Source organism: Paenibacillus sp. FSL L8-0333, assembly GCF_037965665.1.
GTDB lineage: Bacteria > Bacillota > Bacilli > Paenibacillales > Paenibacillaceae > Paenibacillus_AQ > Paenibacillus_AQ odorifer.
The window spans coordinates 200,228-222,207 of the sequence record NZ_CP150186.1; the positions used below are offsets into that span (position 1 = coordinate 200,228).

Here is a 21,980-nt window from a genome sequence, read left to right on the forward strand (position 1 = left end):
GCAGTCAAGGGATAAAAGGCTAACCTAAGATGTGATGAGTACATAAGGAGATAAATGAAAACCAGTACACTTATGCTATAATTTAATAAAGTGCTTCTGTGCTTTTAGAAAAATTGGAATAAAGGATGCATTGATCAACCATGTATGAGAATCAGACTTCTATGCACCACAAGCTGTTTATTATCGGCGCAGGTGCTGCTGGATTAATGGCCGCTGTTACTGCGTGTGATATGGGTATCGATACTGCCATTCTGGAGAGTAACGACCGGATTGGAAAGAAAATATTAATGACAGGTGATGGGCGCTGCAACATTACAAATGAATCCACTGCAACGGGTACAGATGAAGCAATCGCTTTATCGCGCAAGTATCACAGTAATCAGGCCGGATTTCCACTTGCGGTATTGCAGCAATTTGGCATCCGTCAGACCATAGATTTTTTCTCCTTTCTCGGGCTTCCGCTTACAAGATTGAAGGATGGCTTGATGTATCCGATGTCGCTGCAGGCAGCAGCGGTGCTGGATATTTTCCAGCTTGCGCTGGAGGATCGGAATGTTCCGGTGTACCTCAATAACAAAGTGTTGGATGTTACTGTTTCGAAGAATCATCCGCGCTTCAAGATAAAATGCCAAACGGAGACAGAGGAGGAGGTTGTTTATACTAGCGACTATCTACTTCTATCTGCGGGTGGCCTTGCCGGTCCAAATGCGGGAAAAGAACCTCCTGGGTATACACTTGCTGAACGTCTGGGACACACCCTGATTGAGCCTTTACCGGCCATTGTGCAACTGAAGCTGCAATATCCTAATATGAGAGCACTGTCCACTATCAAATCTCAGGGACAAGCTCATATTATTGTAAACGGTAAAGTCATCGGCAGTGAACAGGGCGAAATTGCCTTTACGGACTATGGTATTACTGGTCCGCCAATTCTCCAGCTAAGCAGGAAGGCTGCGTATCATCTTGCAAGAGGAGAACAGGTGAAATTATCGGTGGATCTGATGCCTGGCCGCACGGAGGAAGAGTTAGTTGAGTTTTTAGAAAGGCTCTGGGAGACTTTTGGACACCGGACGGTTGCAGATTCTCTCGTTGGCATCTTTAACAAGAAGCTTGTTACGGTCCTACTCAAGGAGACCGGCTTAGATCAGCAGCCACAGCTGCTTTGCCAGGCTCTGTCGTTGAAAACTAAGGAGAAATTTTATCGAATCTTGAAGCGCTGGGAATTTAAAGTGACGGATACCAATGGCTTTACGAATGCACAAGTGACAGCTGGCGGCATCGATACGTCGGAAATAATCGAAGGAACGCTGGAATCCAAGCTAGTACCTGGGCTTTATTTGGCTGGCGAAGTGATGGATGTGGACGGAGACTTCGGCGGCTATAACCTACAATGGGCCTGGAGTTCCGGATATGTGGCCGCCATGGCGCTAGCTAAGTCAATTCAATAAATTTATTAGGAAAAGGGATGCATCAATTAACATGTATAAGGATCAGACTTCTAAGCACCACGAGCTGTTCATTATCGGTGGGGGTGCTGCAGGTCTAATGGCTGCAGTTACAGCGAGGGATCAAGGTATTGATACAGCAATTATTGAAAGCAATGACCGGCTGGGGAAGAAAATAATAACGACGGGTAACGGGCGTTGCAACATTACGAACCAATCCACCGCCACCGGTACGGATGAAGCGGCCGCTTTATCACGCAAGTATCACAGTAATCAGGAAGGATTCCCAATACATGTATTGCGGCAATTCGGTGTCCGCCAAACGATCGAATTTTTCTCCTCGCTCGGGCTTCCTTTTGTAAGCTTGGAGAATGGCCGGATGTATCCGATGTCGCTGCAGGCGGCTTCGGTGCCGGGTGTATTTAAGCTGGCGCTGGAGGATCGGAATGTTCCCGTATATTATAAACATAAAGTGTTGGATGTTACCGTTTCGGCGGGACATCCGCGGTTCGCGATAACCTGCCAGACGGAGACAGAGGAACAGGTTGTGTATACCAGCGACTATCTTTTTCTATGTGCAGGCGGCCTTACCGCTCCCAAAACGGGAACGGACGGCTCCGGTTATACGCTTGTCCAACGTCTGGGGCACACCTTGATCAACCCGGTGCCAGGCATTGTACAATTGAAGCTGGATTATCCGTATTTGAAGGAACTATCGGGCATCAAATTTGAGGGAGAGGCCCATGTTATCGTAAACAATGAAGTCATCCGCACTGAGTCTGGTGAGATTCTTTTTACGGACTATGGTATCTCGGGCCCGCCCATACTTCAGCTCAGCAGAAAGGCTGCGTATAATCTCGGAATAGGAGAATCGGTGACATTGTCGGTTGATTTAATGCCGGAGCGCACGGAGGAAGAGTTAATTGATTTTCTGGAGATCCACTGGGGGATCTTCGGACACCGGACGGTTGCCGATTCCCTTATAGGTATCGTCAGCAAGAAACTGATTCCAGTTCTGCTGAAGGAGGCTGGAATTGATCAACAGTTGCACCTGCTTTGTCAGGATCTTTCGTGGAAAACAAAAAAAATATTTTATAAAATCTTGAAGCGTTGGGAATTTAAAGTGACCGATACCAATAGCTTTACTAATGCACAAACAACAGCTGGTGGCATCGATACGACGGAGCTAACCGAAGGAACGTTGGAATCTAAGTTAGTCCCTGGACTGTATTTGGCAGGTGAGGTGATGGATGTCGATGGAGATTGCGGCGGCTATAACCTGCAATGGGCCTGGAGCTCCGGCTATGCCGCCGCGATGGCGCTTGCTGATCGACGTGCTAGCACCACGTAAGGGGGGCAGATGGTTGCTGACTCTTAAACGATCACCTATTACTAGGCAGAGGTTTGCTGTAACAAGTCTGGTTTTAGTAATGTGAAAGCGATGAGGGTTGTTTCTCATCGCTTTTTTGTGATTTTTTAAAGTTTGGTGCTCATTTAAAAATGATTGTTGGGGTTTAGCGAAATATCAATATTCGTTGCTTAACTCTGATGTCTTCATTTTACCTCAACTTTATTGTCGTCCCTTTATTAATCCTTAAGTTTATCAATTAGAGCTAGTATTCGTCTATTTTTTGTATCTTCCTTTTTAGCAAGCTCAATATAATTAATCTGCTCTCGTTTAATGTAATCAGGCTGGTTTAGAAATGTATTCAGCATGTGGTACTCTTCAAGGTTTGTAGTAATGTAATCTGGCACAATCAGTTTACGATTTTCCTCGCATTTCTTAAGTATTATATGTAATGTATCACCGAGCTCTTTTTGTAATGCTCATCGAATAAATTCGTTATAAACAAAATAATGCCCATTCTTTGACGGCAATAAAGTATGGTCAAATTCGTACCCGTCAACAGAGATTTGAATAGGTACTTTACCATTAGTATTGAATATCTCCCTTACTGAATAGGGGAAATAGACTACTTTCCATTTCATTTTACCTTCCAGCAGCTTTATCTCACTATCAAATTCATAAACCATATTAAATAACACTCCTCGTGGTAAAGAAGCTGATTTCGGTCACTCATTTTATCATAGCCACTTTGCTGTTTCTAGGTGATTCGAATTCAATATGCTGTTGCAATAACCTATATGATGTTGAACATGCCTTATCTGCATGAGGATAACATCAGTTTTAGTTATTTCTTCGTATAGTACACATGGTTCCAATAATCTGCAGTCAGTAAGTTCATCAAAAAAATTACGAGCCACACTCAATATCTCCTCTAGGTACGTCGTCATTTCCTCCTTAGTAGGGTAGTCAGAGCACTCCTTATCTAAGTCTTCTGTTATATCTTTACCGAAGTCAGGTATTTTGAATTCTTCATCCTTCTGCTGCCTAAACCAAAATTTCATGCTGGTTGTAGCGTGGAATATATGCTTCCAGTATTTATGCTTGGCATTCTTCCAAAAATGATCAGGACATACTTCGATAAGATTCTTCAACATTTCTACGGTTGGATCAAACTGTCTTCTTAAAACAGCCACCATCTTATCACTCATGTTCATCAACTCACTTCTTGAATTTTAGAATCTTAACTTTATTCTTGTTCTCAGCAACCAAAACCTTCCATTTTACGATGGTGCATTTGGAAAATTTGTGTCACATAATAATTTAATGAAGCTGTCGCTATTTATCTTGAATTAAAAGTATTGCAATATAGGATAGGTTCGCGATTCAATCATAAAAAAATTATTACTTATACTGGAGGAACCTCTAGAAGATGAACCCACAACTGTTACAGAATTTTCCGTTCTTTGAACATCTTGATGATGAATATTTAGCTGAAATTACTAAGGTATGTGGCGAGCGTACTTATATAAAAGGAGAGTCCATCTTTTTTGAGGGTGAAGAGGGAGAGGAGCTCTATCTGGTTCTATCTGGAGTTGTTCAAATCTATCAAGATAACCACTCTAGGGATGTAGTACTCTCTATTTTTAGAGTAGGTGATTTCTTTGGAGAGATGGCTTTGTTGCAAAATGAAAGAGCGCGCTCTGCTTCTGCAAGGACCATTGAGAAGTCTACCTTATGTATTTTGAAAAAACGCGATTCATTACTTTACTAAAAAGTAATCCGGAAATACTAATCGGCATTTTGGAAACAGCATTAGATCGTCTGCGTGATGCCAATAAATTAATAACAAACTTAACCGTTATCGACGTGCGTACGCGTATTGCTCGCGTGTTGTTGCGTCTAACAGAACAGCACGGAGTGCCCTCTGATGAAGGTGTTCTAATCGATTTGAAATTAACGCATCAACACCTGGCGGATATGACAGGAACGGCGCGTGAGACCGTGAAAAAATCATTGCTTGGATTACAGGATGAGCAGTTGATACGTATTGATTAAAGGAAATACATTATGATGCGGCTCCATAGGTAGTAAAAGAAAAGACACCTTGAAGGGTGTCTTTTTACGTTATTGCAGCTTAAAAAGAAGATTCCAACAGTATTCCCGACTTTAATGAAAGTTCCCGGTTTCATTTTCCGTGAATTTGCCGTCGCTGTCATGCTGAGATTGCTTGCGGCGATCATTACGGGCTTGTTGCTGCTGTTGGGCTTCCAGGCTGTTTACGGGCGTGGCTTCCAAATCTTTTACAGTGTTGATCAGATTCTTGTCTGGTTTATTTGCGCTCAATTGAAATTCCTCCTTGTTTACCTAATGGTTGTGAATTTTATTATGTGCTGGCTACTGTATGGCTATTCGTGTTGTATGATCACAATCCATTCGCTGTCCTATAATCATTAGCTCAGAACACGGTTAGATATGGGAGATATGAGTAAATGATTGTTTCGGAACCTTTTTTAGTTTTGATATGTTGAACGTGTTCTGGTTCCAGAATTTGTATTATTTTCGAAGGGATACAGGGGCTAGATGCAGGATCTCTTTCTAAATATTTAGGAGGTGAAAAGAGAAACTTCATTTTTTGCAAGCGGTTACAATGATATCTGCAACAAATTTAAATCGGGAGGAAATAAAATGAAAAAAAGAGTTGCAAAGGTAACCAGTATTGTTGTGTTGTTTTCTCTTGCTCTTTCTTTAATAGTAGGTGGATGGACAAATACGGTGGTGCATGCTGCTGGTCTTGCGGTAACAGGCAGTGGAGGCTGGAATGAAACGGCATATGTGGAATGGTCACCTGTAAGCAATGCGACAGGGTATAACGTTTATGTTAAATTGGCAAGTGCAGCGGATTCTGGGTATCAACAAATTAATAATGAGTTAATCCGCAAATATTCTTCCTACTGGAGAGCAGATGCTGTTGGGCTTGCAGCCGGTAATTATGTGATGAAAGTTGAAGCTACCTTGTCAGGGGGTGGGACGGTAAGTGCGGTTTCAAATCCACTATCCGTAACGTCATATGACCGCTCAGGATTTGCTTTTTCGACTAGTTCGCAATATGGTACAGGATCAGGGGCTTATAATGAGAATGGAACCCTCAAGAATGGTGCTCAAGTGCTGTATATAACATCTCAGAATGCGCAAACCGTAACCCTTGGTGTGAAAATCAACAGCTCCGGCGCTGTACAAACAGGGGTTGGTCTGGGTGGTATTCTGACACTGAGACAAAAAGGTTATGATACAACTCCACTTGCGATCCGAATTATCGGAAAAGTTACAGCTGCTGATCTGAGTGGACAGCTTAACAGCAGTGGGTATCTTGAAGTCAAAGGTAAAAACAATTATTCGGAAATGAATATTACTATTGAAGGTATCGGGAATGATGCTTACGCGTACGGTTGGGGAATGCTTCTAAGATATGTAGGTAATGTGGAAGTAAGAAACCTGGGTGTAATGTTATTCCCTGACGATGGCATTTCAATGGATTCCGGCAATATGAATGTCTGGGTGCATAATAATGATATTTTTTATGGAGCTGCTGGAGGCGATGCAGACCAAGCCAAGGGCGACGGTTCCACAGACCTTAAAAATGGATCCAACTATATTACAATCTCTTACAACCATTACTGGGATTCCGGAAAATCCTCGCTAGTTGGTTTGAGTGAGCCGGCTGAATTTTTTGTTACCTTCCACCACAACTGGTTTGACCATTCGGACTCCCGTCATCCGCGGATTAGAGTGGCTTCCGTCCATATCTATAACAACTTTTTCGATGGTATCTCCAAATACGGTGTGGGTGTAACTACAGGTGCTTCAGCTTTTGTAGAATCTAATTATTTTAGACATGCTAAATTTCCAATGATGATCTCCTTACAAGGTACAGATGCTTTAGGGGAGGGTACGTTCTCAGGCGAAAATGGAGGTGTGATTAAAGCCTATAACAATCTTATTGTAGAGGCTTCAAGTCTCATCTATGCGAATTCAAACACAGGGACAGCTCCTGCTAATGCTACCTCATTTGATGCTTACTTAGCTTCGTCAAGAAATGAAACCGTCCCAAGCTCATACAAAGCACTAAAAGGCGGAACAGCCTATAATAACTTCGACACGAGCGTAAATACAGGAGTGAACGTATCTAATATTGATAACGTAAGCAATGTTGAACAGATTGTTATGGCAAAAGCCGGACGTCTGAATGGCGGAGACTTCACATGGGAATTTAATGATTCAGTGGATGACGTTTCGTATGCGCTGAATACAGCGCTGATGTCTGCAATCAGAGGCTACACAACGGGACTTGTCTCTGTAGGGGGGAATTCAAACCCAACGAACCCGACTCCGACTCCATCAGTAACACCTACGCCAACAGCGACCCCAGCTCCAACAGCGACTCCAGCACCGACGACAACGCCAGTGCCGACAGCGGGAGCAACCGTTCACAACTTTACTACGGATGGAACAACAAGCAGCTTCTTCAATATCCAAGGCAATCTCTCAACAAGTAAGGGAACTGTGGCATATCAGGGTTTAACCCTATCCCAATGTCTAAAAATTGAGAGTGCAACCAGCATTCAATTCACTTCTGCTAAAGCTTCAACGCTAACCCTAGTGTTCAACACAGAGGGAACGAAAATCAAAGTGGATGGAACAAGTTACCCTATAACCAATGGCATTGCCACTGTCTCTCTGGCCGCAGGTGCGCATACCATTACAAAAGATAGTACGGCGAATCTGTATTATATGAAGCTGGAATAGGGAACTGACCGCCTCTACTTTAATATGGAGTATCAGAAAAGCGACCTGTAGGGGTCGCTTTTCTTTGCTTTTTCTTATGGTCTTATTACTTGAGTTATTGTCGATTGAAAAACTATCAATTTTGTGTTTATTTGATTAATCTTTATCATCAACCAAATCAATAATCTCACGAATATCCTCAATATTTAAAGCTTCTGCAATTTTGCTTATATGACTAAAGTTAATATTCTCCCTTTTTCCATTAGCTAACTCACTTAATGCAGCATGTCGGACATCGGATATTCTGGACAATTCTCGTAGGGAAATCTTATGTTTTTTAGTCAATTCTGATATTTTTACTATAACTCTCTTTCCCACTTCTAATCGCCTCACTAACTCTGAGTTTTCATCTTGACTATACGCATAAGCGTAACGTATAATAATTCCATAACTGGTACGCTTATGCGTATTGAATGCGTATTTTTTATTCTCACCAAAAAAATGTATCTCATATGAGAAGTTGAGGATAAGTGGTAGATATGAGCCTTTATTCAATTCGTATCACTAGAAGCAAACTATAATGAAAATAAATCTCCTCAAACCTTTCAGTTTCTAAGAAAGCTGCTGTAAGTAAAGTAAAAGACATCTTAACTGTGTCTTTTACTTTACTATATAAGCGTGATAGTTCAATCCAGCATATACTAATTCTCGGTTATTCCCCATACCGGTCAATCGCCATAGCTGCCGACTTCAGCATGCGCCGCTTAAGATGCTCACCCTCGACGATTTTTACGCGCAGGCCAAGAAAACGGATTTTGGACAATAGGAATTCGCTGTCGTCTCTCATGTAGATGACTTTGATTCGATAGATGCCCGAATTTTCATCAAAGGACACGGATTTATCAAAACAGGAAAAGGCGTACAGAATTCGGGACAGCTCAGCATTAAAGGTGGGAATGACTTGAATACATGCACATTCTTTCTGATCCTCTAATAATCGCGTTATTCTTGCTTTTAAGTCATCAATCCGTTTGGCAGGGAAGGGAGCTACTTCAACAGAAACAATGTTTTTTAGTTTAGTGGACATAAGAGAACGTTGCCGGGTGCTGTACCATTGCAAATACCACTCCCGCTTATACATGTTGTATTCCAGCTTATGAGGGAACCCGGTTTGGTCAGTTCGTTGGCCTCCATGCTTAATATGGAAAGTAATAAGGATCGCTTGATTCTGCATGATTATACGGCGGAGTGTACGAAGCATTGGGTGATAGACCTGCCGCTCTTTGCTTTTAGCTTTCTCCATAATAATTCCCTGCACTTCTGTGGACGCTTCTGCCTCCAATATGGAGTTCAATTTACTTAAGGTATCCAGTGTAAAAGCTGCTTCTGAGGCCGGGTGCATTAACATGGTTTTCAGCCAGGAACGTTCCTGGGAGGTCAGCGCTAATGAACCCACTTCGTCGAGGCGTGAAATGATTTGGAAGTTAAATATTTTCTCAAATGGATTCATAATAGCTGTGAATCTCCTTCCACTCCGCGATAAATTGCTTACGCAGCCAAGGGGGTTCTAATACCTCGCAGCTCGAACCAAAGCTTCGTAACCACGGCTTAATTTCATAAATACCATTCACTGTGATCTCATAAAGGAATGTAGAATCGGACTCTTCCGTAATTACTCCCCACTGTCCCTGCGCTTCAACCCGCTCCCGAATAAAATTAACACCAGAGCGATTGGGGTTATAAAATCTCGCAGCCACTTTAATTGCACTGGTGGTATCTATAACCCAGCTGTTTGTCATCTGCTCTTCCAGATTGCTGAGTTTCTGAGCAAACTCTGATTCTTCCACAGTGTCGCCCTCCTCAATTTGAGTAAGGCCCTCCATTCGGAATTTCATGATGCCCATACGTGAATTATGTCCGATTAAATACCAGCGCCCATATTGATGGTCATAGATGACGCGGAGCGGAAGAACGGTTTCTGTGACGCCCCTTGTTTCCCGCTCAAAGAGAGGATTGGTATTCTGAGAGGCGTAGTTTTTGCCCTTTTTAGGGGATAGATATAGAAACTTAATTTTTTTTCGCTGCTGAATCGCTGCAAAAATTGTGTATAGGTGTGCCTCGTCAAGAATACGTGAATGATAATTATATTTGTATCTATGGGTTTCCGTAGCTTCGGGGTTATAACCCCGCTTCCGCAGGACCTTTTTTAAGGTGTCGCGCAGCAGGTAACCTTGCACCGACGGAGTCTGCGTGTTGGCGATGACATCAACATAGTCGTAAAGATCCAAGAGCTGATCGCCCGATAATTGATCAATCAGATCGTTAGCAGCCTTGTATCGATAAGGACGGCCCTCATTTACACGAAGAATAACGCCAACTTCCTCAAGATATTTCAGATCTCCACGGATGGTCTTCTCATCGGGCATTGGACAATCGGTTGGCATTTGCTCACTGCAGACATCCTGTAGATCTTTAGCCGTTAGCTCCTGAGTCTGAAGCGCAGTTAATAGTAGAGTAAGCCGGATGCTCTCCGTTTCCTTAAGCGACTTCGCCCGGAACAAGAACAGGAGCAGCGGGTCGGCAGATTCATAATAGTTATAGCGGAGCCACTCAGAGAGTTCCGTTCCTTGTTCTGTAGGCAGGTCTTGTTGTAAGACGGTTACCATGCCCTTCAGGTTGCGCAGCGTTTTGTCATAGGTATGTACAGAAATGCCGAGACGATCGGCGAATTGTTGTCTGCTGTAAGCTCCCCCCGCTAAAGAGAGCATGCGAAGAAATTGAATCTCCTTGTCAAAACTTTCCCGGGCCATTTGTATCCCTCCAGCCTGTAGCGAATCCATTAGAAATAGTAGTACTTATTATATTAAGCACCAGAGTTGAATAAAATGGAAGTATTTTTGGCCGCCGCCATACTTCCGCCCTGTTCGTTACAGGGAAGATGAGCGAAGATAGATCCATGAAGCCGAAGCAATTCTGAAGAGGCGTTCGAATAGTATCAATGGTAGAGAATAGGGAAGTAACCGATCTGGAGGGATGAAGATGGATCCTATAAACAAGCTTATCTGTGAGCAGCTGGAACAGATTGAATATGAGGAGCAAGTTACAATATTGTATGCCTGCGAATCAGGCAGCCGGGCCTGGGGATTCCCATCGCATGACAGTGATTATGATGTGAGATTTATTTATCTGCATAAACCGGAATGGTATCTATCTATTTTTGATAAGCGGGATGTGATCGAGCGTCCTATTAACAATATGCTTGATATCAATGGCTGGGATTTGCGGAAAGCACTGAATTTATTCCGGAAGTCAAATCCACCGCTGCTGGAGTGGCTGCAATCACCCATTCAATATGCAGAAAAGTACAGTATAGCAGAGAAGCTTAGAAGCATCTCCCCGTACACATTTTCGCGGAAGTCTTGTATGTACCATTATTTAAACATGGCAAGAGGGAACTACCGTGATTATCTGCAAGGCGAACAGGTCAAGATCAAAAAGTACTTTTATGTGCTTCGTCCCGTTCTAGCTTGTGAGTGGACTCACCGATATGGAGAGATGCCGCCGATGGAGTTCGATGTACTGGTAGAGCGGCTTATTCCGAAGGATGAAGAGCTGTGGCAGGTGATTCAGCAATTGCTGGCACGAAAAAAATCCGGTGAAGAACTAGACTACGGACCGCAGCTAACCGTGATTAACGATTATTTAGAAGAACAGTTCCAAGTGTTGGATAAGGTGGCGGCGTCCTTGAATGCTAAGGAGAACAACAGAGATCATCAGCTGGATGCTCTATTTCGAGAAGCTTTACAGGAAGTATGGGGACGGGCTCTATAGAAAGATTGATAGGAGGAAGAGGTAGTGGCTATTGTACAACTGAAATCTACGAATCCAAAATTCACTTTTTTAATTAAAAAAAATCCAGTGACAGGTATGCAGCTTCGTCCGGTTCGTCAGGGAGTGGCTTATGGATGGTATTCTGATGAGGCAACTTATAACGTTTATTTTAAGGATGCAGATAACGATATATCCTACAAGCAGAACGGAAGCGAGAGCTTTGAGTATTTAAATGTCTCCCGGTTTAATACACCTCTATTTCCGCTTAATGCGGTCAATGAGTTTTTCTCTACACCCTTCAAAGCCCAGGATGAACGGGATGCGGAAGGATATGAGCATTCTTTTTTCATTAATATGGTTCAGGTTGAGCGGATACACTATATTGAATTTTTCCAAAAGCATTTAAAGGGATATACCTTCTCCTTGCAGCATCAGGCACATAAGAGCTATTCGCTGACGATTACCACACATAAAAGCTTGTATCACCTCTTGCATGTTGTTGGTGTGCTGTCCTTGTTCTTATCCATATTTGGGGATGAGTACATAGATATTTCGGATGCTATTTTGGATAAATATATCCGCAGCCTTAACGTCATTGATGCACCCTTTTATATAAGAAGTCTATTTGCAAGGAATTTCCTTACCTCAAAGGAACGGTTCAAGCGATATAAAGCCTCCATCGAACAAACGGACCAGTATTCTATTGGGCTGGAGTATGGCGGTACTGCGATGCAGCGGCGTACTTTTATTTCGAGTGTGCTTCCATTCAATAAGCCGATTCTGGACATCGGTTGCGGAGAAGGTTTCTATGCAATTCCGTTTGCCGGGAAAATAGAGAGTGCCTATTATGCGGTAGATATAGCTGAGGAGCTGCTGGAGGTTGTGAATCGGAAAGCGAAAGCTAAGGACATTGATAACATTGCAACCTTTGGCTCACTGGACCATTTTCTGGAGTCGTACAACGGGGAGCAGGTTGATGTGATTCTAACAGAAGTTGTAGAGCACATGAGTGAGGGTGAGGCAGCAGAGCTTATTCAGCAAATAATCGGTAATGTGAATTTTCAACAGCTTATTGTGACCACACCGAATGCTGATTTCAATCGTTATTATGAGCTGGAAGGATTCCGGCATGAGGATCACAAGTGGGAAATGGGACAGCAAGCGTTCGGGCAATGGGTTTTGGATACGATTCAAGGTTTAGCAGTCGAGGTCGAATATTTGATGGTTGGTGACCGGGTTGGCGAGATCCGTACGACGCAATGCGCTATTGTGCGAAGAAAGGAGGAATAGACAGTGGAAATTCAAACACGTGTACATACCATATTTCTGCTTGTAGGAGCAACGGAATGTGGGAAATCGACCTTTGCTAAAGAAGTTCTGATCCCGCAGTTAAAACTAGAGGATGTTTCTAAAGGGTTACGTACGAATGTGCAGTACTTATCCTCGGATAGTATCCGTCAGGAGATATTGGGCTACGACTATGATAAGTATGATCAGGTTATGCTGGAGGCGAGTTCGCATACCTTTCAATTATTGTTTGAGAGATTGAAGTTAGTCACTTCTTTTCCGATTAATGCGGAGTTTGTGGTGATGGATACCATTGGGCTATCCGAAGATTATCGTAGTAAAGTCCGTGAGATCGCCGGGCAAAATAATTACAATCTGGAGGTTATTCTGTTTGATTACCGCAAACGGGAGGATTACTACGCCTCAGAGCGCTCGAAGAAGCTGATCTCCAATCATTTAAACCGGCTCAGAAAAGAAGTCCTGCCTGTTCTGTCACGGGAAGGTTACAACAAGATTCATAAAGTGCGTGCTAAAGATTTTATTCTCGAGGGTGAAGGGATACCTAATCCGGACTACCGGGTGATTATACAGGATTGGGATACTTACGCATCTACGGTACTTCTACAAGCACAAGAGTATATTGTGGTTGGGGATGTTCATGAGTGTGTCGAAGAGCTTCAGGGACTATTACGTAATTACGGCTATCGGGAGCACGAAGGTAAGTTAAGTGCAACAGATAAGCTCAGTAACACACGAGTCATTCTTGCTGGTGACTGGATTGATAAGGGTAAAAAGACGCGGGAGACGATAGAGTTCTTATTTGATAACCGCGAGCATTTCCTATTTGTTATGGGCAATCACGAGAACTTTGTATACAAATACGTAAAGGGGGAGATTCAAGGAACCGATCCGGAACTGCTAAGAACGTACTTTGATTCCACCCAAGTGCTTAAGGAGGATACCGCGCTTTTTAGTAAATTTTCGGATTTAGTGGAGCAATCTCAGCCCTTTTACCGCTATATCGGTATGCAAGGTCCTTCTTTTTATGTTACCCATGCTCCTTGCCGTAATAAGTACATTGGTAAGCTGGATACGAATTCACTACGCCATCAGCGTAACTTTCGGCTGGATCGTGAGGTTTCCTTTGAGGAACAGCTTGATTTCCTAAAGCAAGAGGCTGTGAGTAATCACCCCTTTCATCTCTTCGGACATATTGCAGCCAAGCAGATTTTTCGGATCAAAAACAAACTCCACCTTGACACAGGGAGTACGCAGGGTAATGAACTAACTTCTGTTCGCATGTCGTTTAAACCTTTCTATAAAAGTCAAAAATCGCATGTGACTACGGTGCACGAAGAGCTACCTATCCTGTTCCGGGAAAAGCAAACCGTATCCTTGCTGGAGCTTGATTACGAGTCTGTGCGCAGACTGCAGTATTCCTCGCAGAACCGGGTCAACTTCATCTCCGGGACGATGTCACCTGCGGATAAGGATGTGGCTGCCGGTGAGCTTGAGTCTCTGCGAAAAGGGTTGGATTATTTTGCCGAACGTCGTATTTCAGAAGTCGTTCTGCAGCCTAAATATATGGGATCACGCTGTAGTTTGTACCTTTATCGGAACTTAGAGCAGTGTTACGCAATTAGCCGGAACGGCTATAAGGTTCAGGCAGTCGATCTGACGCCTATCTACGAACAGCTGCTTCATAAATTCGGAACCTATATGGCTGAGCAGGGGATCCGTGTGCTTTTACTGGATGGCGAGCTGCTGCCTTGGAAAGCGCTTGGGGATGGGTTAATTGAGCGTCAGTTCCGGCCAATTGGCAAAGCGCTGGAGACAGAGCTGGATTTCTTAAGACAATATGGATTTGAGGAGTCACTGGGTAAACTGATACAGGATTTTGAAGTAAGCGGGTTTGAACAAGACCAGCACCATATGTCGAAAGAGACGCTTAACAATAACTATGGGTCTCATGTTTACCAGACTTTTAAGCATGTCCGTGACATAAGAGAATCGTATGTAGATCTTGACCAGCGTGACGAAGCCTACCGAGTATACAAGCAGCAACTGGAGCTGTATGCGGGTGATGCGGAATTAACATACAAACCTTTTGCAATCCTGAAGGAAGTGCTGGAGAATGGCGCTGAACGGGTACCTGACGGCAAAACCTCCGAATTATACAGGTTCTTAAACGAGGATGAATTTCTGGTTCTGGACTTGAAAGAGCCTGATGCTTACATCAGAGCAGAGGAGTATTTCGCAAAGATAACGGTAGAGAAACATATGGAGGGAATTGTAATCAAACCGGAGCAAGAACAGCAGGGGGTAGTCCCATACATGAAGGTCCGCAATCCGGGCTACCTGTCGATCATCTACGGGTACGACTACAAGTTTCCACATAAGTATGCCAAGCTGATGAAGCAGAAGAATATCGCTCCTAAGCTTCGTACGTCCTTAATCGAACACCGGCTGGGCAGACAAATGCTAGAAGTGAAGCTGGATGAGATCTCGTCTGACAACGAGGACTACAAGCAAATTGCAGCAAACTTGTTATTCGAGGTAACGAAAGAGAAAGAGATCGACCCGAGGTTGTAGAGGATTGTTACAGGCGAAGAAACTTGGTTTGCCAATTATGAGAATGAGTTCAGGCTGTCGGGAAGGTCCCGGCAGTCTTTTTTTCGTTCGGGGAGGAAGCGGAAACAGCTATCTTGCAACAAACAGACAAATTAATGCAAGAAAACGTAAGATAGTGGTCATAGGCCTTTTTTGATAATAATATGAAACCTGAGAGGAGGCAGCACAACTTGGAAATCATTTTTGAAGAGGACATAGAAATGGACCGGGGTACTACGAAAGTAACAACCCACCCGGCTGAAAAGGAACATTGGGCAAATATCGAAGTAGCCATTCAAACATCGGAGAAACGGATCATGGTCATCAACGCCAAAAATGATCGCAATGTCTCGATTGTATCCAGCTCAATCGCGGTCATAGAGCCGGAAGGCCGTATGTGCAGTGTACGTGTAATTACGGGAGAAATGTTTCTTCTTAATACACGATTGAAATTTGTTGAAGAAGTTCTGAATTCACCTCAGTTTATAAAAATTAATAATCAGACCATAATCAACACCAGCTACATAAAAGAGTTCTCAGCAACGGATAATGCGAGAATAAAAGTGATTCTGACGAATGGTTCTTGTTATTTTGTCAGCCGCTATTATATTAAAAATTTCAGGAGGAACTATCATGGTTAATCAATTAAAAAATTCATTTTTTCAGGTGTTTACTTTAACTTCTTTATGGATAACGCTACTGTTAACTGTGTTTTTCAAGGATCAATCTATTGATATGTTATATCTATGGCGTATTGCAGGTATCGCCATTATTTCCGCGGGGATATTCGGAGTGATGTACAATGTGTTGTGGAACTATTTCACGTTAAGACCGCTTTGGAATATTCTGATTTCTTCGACCTTCAGTATATTTGGCGGAATGGGAATGGTGTGGTTATTCTCAAAAGAAATGTTCAACTTCATAAGCCCCTGGTTGCCTGGAATGTTGTTGTTATCGGTTATACTGCACACTATAGCTTTCTATTTCTACGCCAGAATTAATAGCAGGAAACAAGCTGAGGAGTTAAATAAAATTTTGAAATAACCTCGTTCTAATTGTAAAAACAGGAGGACGCACCTTATCGGTCCGTCCTCCTATCTATTCCTCATAAATACGCTTTAACCCATAATAACGAGCACGTTGTTTTCTGGCGCCATTTTGGCGACGGGGATCAGGTTGCCTTGAATTTCTTCACCGTTAATAACGATATGGGTAACCCCTTTTTGTACACCTTTCTTGTTCTCCACCTGGATGTTCAGCTTCTTCCCACGGAATTCCCGGACCATGGAAAAGTCTGTCCAGTCGGAAGGAACACACGGGTTGAGGCGAAGGCCATCAAATTGCGGTTGAACCCCCATAATACCTTCCGCCAAGGAGACCATTACGGTTGAAGCGGTGCCGGTCAGCCAGTGGACATGGGCCCGGCCTTGATATGGGCTGTCCTTGGACTCGACAAACTGGCCATGTACATAAGGCTCGAGTTTGCGGATTTCGGCCTTATCGTTCATGCTGGCCGGACTGCAATTCAGGAAGTATTCGAACGCGCGCCGACCGTTGCCAATCATGGTTTCCGCCAGAATGAGCCATCCCTGCGGCTGGCTGAAGATGCCGCCGTTTTCCTTAGTTGAGGCGTTGAAAAGAGCCATCAACGCTACTGGCAAACCGTATTCACGGAACGGTGGGTAGAATAACATAGTGCCGTAATCGGTCCGCAGATTCTCATACACTTTGTCCATGGAGAGCTTCGCCTGATCCGGGCGGGCTGCACCGCTTAATACGGCCCAGCTTTGCGGATTAAGCCAAATTTTGGCCTCATCATTCTCCCAGGAGCCGATGGTATAGTTGTCTTCTGTAAATCCGCGGACGAATTGATCGTTCTCCCAAGCGTGCTTTTGAATGTTATCGTCCAGCTCATCAAGCAGGCCCTGCGCCCATTGAATGTCTTCAGGCTTGTTCTTATTTTGTGCAATTTCCATGAACACCTTGAATGCCATATACAGCTGGAATGCGACGAACAACGACTCGCCCTTCGCTCCAAGCCGTAGACAATCGTTCCAGTCGGCATGAAGCCCAACCGGCATGCCGTGTGCGCCCATACGATCCAGACTGAACTGAAGCGCCTGGCGCAAATGCTCGTACACAGTGCCCTCACCTTTATCCGAATAAGGGATTATTTCATCTGTAAAATCCCAGTTGCCACTTTCATTCAAGTATTTAATGACGGTTGGGAACAGCCATAAAGCGTCATCGGCCCGATAATGGGGATGACCAGTTTCCCGTACATATTCCGGATCATCCGGTGTGCCCTCATGCCCAGGATTGTGGTCAAATTTCACCAACGGAAGTCCACCGCCGTTGGAAACCTGGGCGGATATCATCAGTCTAAGACGTTCAAGGGCCATCTCATGATCCAGATGAATGATGCCTTGAATATCCTGCACCGTATCCCGATAGCCCAGTCCATTACGAAGACCGGAGTATTGGAAAGAGGCTGCTCGTGACCAGATGAAAGTGATAAAGCATTGATATGCATTCCAAGTGTTGATCATGTTGTTCAGGTTATCGCTTGGTGTCTGGACCTGGAAGCGGTTAAGCTTGCTGTGCCAGAATGCTTTTAACTCTTCGAGTTCTTTATCTACCACGGACAAGTCTTTATAATGGCTGAGAATCTCGGAAGCGCCTTTCTCATCATACTGTCCCAGTAGAAATGCGATTTCTTTCTCTTCTCCCGGCTGCAAATCTACGTTAATCTGCAGGGCACCGCAGGAGTTAGTATTGTAGTTTAATGAATTGGAGCATTGGCCGTTCTCGACAGAGGCTGGATTGCCATAACTGCGGTAATCGCCTAGGAACGTATCCCGGTCACCGTCATAAGCGGTAACTTCTGCACCTGCAGCGCCGAAGAATCTCCAGGTCTGTTCTTCGGGGGTGTTTTCATTGATGACTTGAAGGATCATATTATTTTTATAGTAGGTCCGTGAAATAAACAAAGTGTACTGAAGGTTGACGGTATCCTGCTCGTAGTTGTTATTGTTGGTTAATTCAACAAATCCGAAGAGAGCCAGCTTGCGTGCTTTGGAGTCATCATTGCGCACCTTCATGCGCCACACCTCGTAGGTTTTGTTCAGTGGCACATAATATAATGATTCTGTATGGATGTTATCGTAATCCGAGACGAGGTTCGTGTATCCGGTTCCATGATGGCATACGGACTTATATTGCTCCAGATCTTTACCCACAGGCTGCCAGGAGCCGGACCAATAATCCCCGTTCTCCAAATCTCTCACGTAAATATAGCGTCCGGGCTCGTCCTTAGAGTTGAAGTGGTAACGGATATGCCGCCCATTTGCGCCAGATTTTACAAAGCTATAACCGCCTGCGTTACCTGAGATGATCGCGCCATATTCCGGCGAGCCGAGGTAATTCGCCCAAGGGGCAGGCGTATTCGGCTTGGTAATGAGGTATTCCTTGTTTTTTTCATCAAAATAACCATATTGCATAACCATTCCTCCTATTAAGTGGTTAATGGGTCAATCTATAAACGCGCGTTCACAAAGGGGTAAAATATCCATGTGTAATTTTATTATAAGATACTTTCAGTAAATCGATAACCCTATATTTTAGCGAAAAAACGAACAAAAATGCTAACTTTTTTAGTGGGTGTAAAGCGAAAGACACCTTGAAAGGTGTCTTTTTTTATTTTTGCGGCATGTCTACTCCACTAAAACACCATTAACAAACGTCATAGTTTTATCTTTGAATTCAAGAATAAACTTGTTTGGAAAATCCAGATCGGTATGAATCTCCGTCCCCAACATAACTTTTTTTCCTACATCATCAAAGGGATTATGAAGTAAACCTCTAGGCGTATACCTAGTTTCAGAACCGATTACATTATTATTCTCATCGCGGATGAATTTAGTTTTTCCTGAGAACACGAGGTCCTTGCCATTTTCCAAAGTTAGATGAACCTCCAAACGATCCTTTGTCTTCTGATAATCTATGACTACATCTTTAGAGGATACAGGGAAACCGATAACAAAAAATCCAATAAGGGCCGTAGCCAGTATAAGTACCGATAAGACGGAATAAATGAGAGTTTTTATATTCTTTTTTTTCACTTTTTTAAAATAATTGAGTTTGTTAACTTCCTCTTTATCAATAATAGGCACACTTAGATTTGCTGTGGCGGTCATTTCATTATAGGATTGAAGGCAGCTTTCACAGGATTGCAGGTGTTTTTCGATTTCTTCGTTACTATGTACAGAGGTTAGCTTTTCAATATAGGAAGGTAATAAATCCTGAATAATCTCGCATTTCATGAAGATCTTCCTTTCATCAATTTTTGTTTTCCACGGTAAAAGGTAACTCTTGCCCAGGTCTCATCTCTTCCAAGAATTTCGCCAATTTCCCGAAAACTGAATTCTCCGGTTAAACGCAGATATAATACTTCTTTGGTATTTGGATCAAGTAAATGAAGTTGTTTAAATAAATCCATTTTGTCCTGAGCAAAAATGAACTGGGATTCTGTTGAATTTGCGTTAGCCAAAGGAGCGTCTTCTAATTCCTCAGACTTCCGCTTACGCTGCTTGTCCAGCTCCTGATACCACACATGTTTAGCAATTTGACAAAGCCATACGTATACTTTGCAGGTCCCATCGTATTTGTCTATCGATTTTATAGCTCTATAAAAAGTTTCTTGGGTAATTTCTTCTGCCAGCAAGTGATTATGACAAAGGCTAAATACGAATTTATATACTTGGGTTGAATATTCCCTGTATAATTGCTCGTTGTCCTGCATCCATTCACCTCCTCAAGTTATATATCCGTAAAAAGCTATAAACGTTACAAGTTTTTTTAAAAAAATTTGATTTATACAATTATCGCTTTCATCCCCGGTATGTGAGGGAATTAAGGAGGTTCAGCGTTAAGGCTGGTTTCACAGTTGGTTTTCCCTTTATAATTACATGAGATCTTATTGTACAAGTTACAAGGGGGTTCATATATGATAACAAAGGTAAACCGGCAGTTAAATGAGGGTCCTAAAATTCAAAAAGAGCAAGAGCTTGTTACCAAAATGATTCGTATATATTGTAAGAAAAAACATCATCATAAGGGGTTTTGTGAGGAATGTCAGGAATTAAATGAGTATGCGCTGAAGAGGCTAGCCTATTGTAAATTTGGTGAAGAGAAAACAGCTTGTGCCAAATGTCCTGTTCATTGTTACAAACCGGATTATCGCCAAAGAATTAAAGGGGTTATGCGTTTTTCTGGTCCGTGGATGCTGCTCTATCATCCCATTGAGTCGATTAGGCATATTCCGCTACCCAATAAATTGAGAAAATAAGTGAAAACCGGACATCATTTGATGCCCGGCTTAATGTGTTTTTAGATATCATTCTCCCAGTTTTTCAGCCTTCACCAAAATCTCTCGCAAAACCCGGGCAACCCGGCTTTTTCTTCTCTTTACTTTTACACTTATCCGTCTTAACGACTCTTGGTATACGGCGGTATCCTTGGGTTCATAGAGCTGTTTGGCGGCAATCCGTAACGTTCTTCTCATTAATATTGCTGATGAACGTGTTAACTTCGTTCGGTATCCTCTGCGCAAGACCCGTATAGTATGTTTGTACTTCTCTAAGTCTTCGTTTGGGGGAACAAGGGCGAACAGATTTAGGGAGGAGTCATTGAACCCGTAGCTTTTGAACATAATTTTTAGATTCTCAATATTTATGAGATTCCCTCTGAAGTGGGTTGGATGTTCTTGGTGAACGCCGACAACTTCTTTGATGCTGTGAAAAGGGATTTTTAATCGATGCAGTCGATACCCAAGGTCCCAATCTTCGAGTCCATAGAGGATAAACTGTTCATTAAAACCTCCAGCACGAGTTAATTGGCTGCGTCTTATGGACACACAACGTGTGACGAGTAACATCCAAGGGGCTACATCTGTGCTGGCAAATTGTTTTTTAGTATTTGGAGGAACTCTTGAGGGAAAGGTGACTTTTGATAACGTCTCCGTCTGCTGAAGAATATCATTGGGTGTGATTAATGGGATGATTTCAGTCGCTGATTCGAAGTCGGGATTCCATAAGTTAGAAGGCGAAAGTGTATTGCGGCAATGCTCTTTTTCTTCAGGAGAAAAGTCTGGGTAGTAGTGGGTATAAGCGTCATCCCATGAGTGTGGAATACCTGAAATTATGGACTTAGGATATTTACGGTGATACTGGTTTACGATCCTAATGAAGTCAGGGAATACCAGAAAATCAGCATCGCAGAAGATGACGTATTTCCCTTTTGCCTGACTCAGCCCCAGATTTCTCACGGCAGAACGGCCGCGTTGTTCCTGCTGAGCGACATAAATAAGCGGATAAGAAGTTTGAAAGCTTTCGACCATTTCCTTGGTACCATCTGTAGAACCGTCATCTGCGACGATCACCTCGAATCGATCCTTCGGATAGGTCTGTGTCTCGAATGAAGTGAGTGTAAGTAGCAGCTGCTGAAGTCGGTTATAGGTTGGAATTATGATGCTGTAACGGATAGCCAGAATGATCACCCCCACCATTTAATAAAAGCCCTTGAATAGGATAAATAATAACAATATATTCAGGGACTTTAGCCTGGTCTAGTCAAACGCCTTTAAGGATCGAAATAGGCAGTGGACAGGGGCCAATATG

Annotated in this window: 20 protein-coding genes; 11 read left to right on the forward strand and 9 right to left on the reverse strand. The window is 43.2% G+C overall.

What is annotated here, in order from left to right:
- The first annotated feature begins 140 nt into the window (after nucleotides 1–140).
- Nucleotides 141–1,448, forward strand: coding sequence for an aminoacetone oxidase family FAD-binding enzyme (locus tag NYE72_RS00975; RefSeq protein WP_143760541.1), 1,308 nt, complete (start codon nucleotides 141–143; stop codon nucleotides 1,446–1,448).
- Nucleotides 1,449–1,479: 31 nt separating this feature from the next.
- Nucleotides 1,480–2,796 (forward strand): NAD(P)/FAD-dependent oxidoreductase, encoded by a 1,317-nt coding sequence (locus tag NYE72_RS00980; RefSeq protein ID WP_036687159.1) that lies wholly within the window; start codon nucleotides 1,480–1,482, stop codon nucleotides 2,794–2,796.
- A gap of 734 nt (nucleotides 2,797–3,530) precedes the next feature.
- Here NYE72_RS00980 and NYE72_RS00985 read toward each other — a convergent pair.
- Nucleotides 3,531–4,001 carry a DinB family protein gene (locus NYE72_RS00985; protein WP_162164288.1) on the reverse strand — a complete coding sequence of 157 codons (471 nt, stop codon included), beginning with the start codon at nucleotides 3,999–4,001 and terminating at the stop codon, nucleotides 3,531–3,533.
- Nucleotides 4,002–4,222: 221 nt separating this feature from the next.
- On the opposite strand from NYE72_RS00985, the gene NYE72_RS00990 reads away from it, so the two are divergent.
- On the forward strand, nucleotides 4,223–4,564 hold the full coding sequence (locus NYE72_RS00990; RefSeq protein ID WP_339211103.1) for a cyclic nucleotide-binding domain-containing protein: 342 nt from the start codon (nucleotides 4,223–4,225) through the stop codon (nucleotides 4,562–4,564).
- A complete protein-coding gene (locus tag NYE72_RS00995; RefSeq protein WP_080742373.1) occupies nucleotides 4,528–4,848 on the forward strand; it encodes a Crp/Fnr family transcriptional regulator in 321 nt (106 codons plus the stop codon). The genes NYE72_RS00990 and NYE72_RS00995 overlap by 37 nt, the downstream gene beginning before the upstream one ends.
- A 111-nt stretch (nucleotides 4,849–4,959) precedes the next feature.
- On the opposite strand, the gene NYE72_RS01000 is transcribed toward NYE72_RS00995, so the two are convergent.
- Nucleotides 4,960–5,136: a hypothetical protein gene (locus tag NYE72_RS01000; RefSeq protein ID WP_169744731.1), complete on the reverse strand. Its 177-nt coding sequence runs from the start codon at nucleotides 5,134–5,136 to the stop codon at nucleotides 4,960–4,962.
- A 342-nt stretch (nucleotides 5,137–5,478) separates the two neighbouring features.
- On the opposite strand from NYE72_RS01000, the gene NYE72_RS01005 reads away from it, so the two are divergent.
- Nucleotides 5,479–7,596: a pectate lyase gene (locus NYE72_RS01005; RefSeq protein WP_339211106.1), complete on the forward strand. Its 2,118-nt coding sequence runs from the start codon at nucleotides 5,479–5,481 to the stop codon at nucleotides 7,594–7,596.
- 135 nt (nucleotides 7,597–7,731) lie between these two features.
- Here the strand turns inward: NYE72_RS01005 and NYE72_RS01010 are convergent, their stop codons facing one another.
- The 3 genes from NYE72_RS01010 to NYE72_RS01020 all read right to left on the reverse strand — a co-directional run bounded on the left by NYE72_RS01010 (nucleotide 7,732) and on the right by NYE72_RS01020 (nucleotide 10,385).
- The gene (locus tag NYE72_RS01010; RefSeq protein WP_036687168.1) at nucleotides 7,732–7,953 is read right to left on the reverse strand and encodes a helix-turn-helix transcriptional regulator; all 222 of its coding nucleotides are present in this window, start codon (nucleotides 7,951–7,953) and stop codon (nucleotides 7,732–7,734) included.
- 334 nt (nucleotides 7,954–8,287) lie between these two features.
- The gene (locus NYE72_RS01015; RefSeq protein WP_094902568.1) at nucleotides 8,288–9,085 is read right to left on the reverse strand and encodes a WYL domain-containing protein; all 798 of its coding nucleotides are present in this window, start codon (nucleotides 9,083–9,085) and stop codon (nucleotides 8,288–8,290) included.
- On the reverse strand, nucleotides 9,072–10,385 hold the full coding sequence (locus NYE72_RS01020) for a WYL domain-containing protein (RefSeq protein ID WP_038568144.1): 1,314 nt from the start codon (nucleotides 10,383–10,385) through the stop codon (nucleotides 9,072–9,074). Before NYE72_RS01020 ends, NYE72_RS01015 begins: the two co-directional genes overlap by 14 nt.
- 229 nt (nucleotides 10,386–10,614) lie before the next feature.
- Here NYE72_RS01020 and NYE72_RS01025 point away from each other — a divergent pair, with 229 nt between their 5' ends.
- The 5 genes from NYE72_RS01025 to NYE72_RS01045 all read left to right on the forward strand — a co-directional run bounded on the left by NYE72_RS01025 (nucleotide 10,615) and on the right by NYE72_RS01045 (nucleotide 16,347).
- On the forward strand, nucleotides 10,615–11,406 hold the full coding sequence (locus NYE72_RS01025; protein ID WP_094902567.1) for a nucleotidyltransferase domain-containing protein: 792 nt from the start codon (nucleotides 10,615–10,617) through the stop codon (nucleotides 11,404–11,406).
- Between the two features lie 24 nt (nucleotides 11,407–11,430).
- Entirely contained in the window at nucleotides 11,431–12,696 is a 1,266-nt protein-coding gene (locus tag NYE72_RS01030; RefSeq protein ID WP_339211109.1) for a class I SAM-dependent methyltransferase, read from the forward strand.
- 3 nt (nucleotides 12,697–12,699) lie between these two features.
- Nucleotides 12,700–15,285 carry a metallophosphoesterase gene (locus NYE72_RS01035; RefSeq protein ID WP_339211111.1) on the forward strand — a complete coding sequence of 862 codons (2,586 nt, stop codon included), beginning with the start codon at nucleotides 12,700–12,702 and terminating at the stop codon, nucleotides 15,283–15,285.
- Between the two features lie 209 nt (nucleotides 15,286–15,494).
- Nucleotides 15,495–15,944 (forward strand): LytTR family DNA-binding domain-containing protein, encoded by a 450-nt coding sequence (locus NYE72_RS01040; RefSeq protein ID WP_038568151.1) that lies wholly within the window; start codon nucleotides 15,495–15,497, stop codon nucleotides 15,942–15,944.
- On the forward strand, nucleotides 15,937–16,347 hold the full coding sequence (locus NYE72_RS01045) for a hypothetical protein (protein WP_036687183.1): 411 nt from the start codon (nucleotides 15,937–15,939) through the stop codon (nucleotides 16,345–16,347). Before NYE72_RS01040 ends, NYE72_RS01045 begins: the two co-directional genes overlap by 8 nt.
- A 74-nt stretch (nucleotides 16,348–16,421) precedes the next feature.
- Here NYE72_RS01045 and NYE72_RS01050 read toward each other — a convergent pair whose 3' ends face one another.
- The 3 genes from NYE72_RS01050 to NYE72_RS01060 all read right to left on the reverse strand — a co-directional run bounded on the left by NYE72_RS01050 (nucleotide 16,422) and on the right by NYE72_RS01060 (nucleotide 20,104).
- Nucleotides 16,422–18,803 (reverse strand): N,N'-diacetylchitobiose phosphorylase, encoded by a 2,382-nt coding sequence (locus tag NYE72_RS01050; RefSeq protein WP_339211113.1) that lies wholly within the window; start codon nucleotides 18,801–18,803, stop codon nucleotides 16,422–16,424.
- A 213-nt stretch (nucleotides 18,804–19,016) separates the two neighbouring features.
- The gene (locus tag NYE72_RS01055) at nucleotides 19,017–19,625 is read right to left on the reverse strand and encodes a zf-HC2 domain-containing protein (protein ID WP_076101093.1); all 609 of its coding nucleotides are present in this window, start codon (nucleotides 19,623–19,625) and stop codon (nucleotides 19,017–19,019) included.
- The gene (locus tag NYE72_RS01060; RefSeq protein WP_326046964.1) at nucleotides 19,622–20,104 is read right to left on the reverse strand and encodes a sigma-70 family RNA polymerase sigma factor; all 483 of its coding nucleotides are present in this window, start codon (nucleotides 20,102–20,104) and stop codon (nucleotides 19,622–19,624) included. The genes NYE72_RS01055 and NYE72_RS01060 overlap by 4 nt, the downstream gene beginning before the upstream one ends.
- Before the next feature lie 204 nt (nucleotides 20,105–20,308).
- Here NYE72_RS01060 and NYE72_RS01065 point away from each other — a divergent pair, with 204 nt between their 5' ends.
- Nucleotides 20,309–20,650 carry a nitrous oxide-stimulated promoter family protein gene (locus NYE72_RS01065; RefSeq protein ID WP_036687189.1) on the forward strand — a complete coding sequence of 114 codons (342 nt, stop codon included), beginning with the start codon at nucleotides 20,309–20,311 and terminating at the stop codon, nucleotides 20,648–20,650.
- A gap of 48 nt (nucleotides 20,651–20,698) precedes the next feature.
- Here the strand turns inward: NYE72_RS01065 and NYE72_RS01070 are convergent, their stop codons facing one another.
- Entirely contained in the window at nucleotides 20,699–21,850 is a 1,152-nt protein-coding gene (locus NYE72_RS01070) for a glycosyltransferase (RefSeq protein ID WP_076274191.1), read from the reverse strand.
- Between the last annotated feature and the right edge of the window lie 130 nt (nucleotides 21,851–21,980).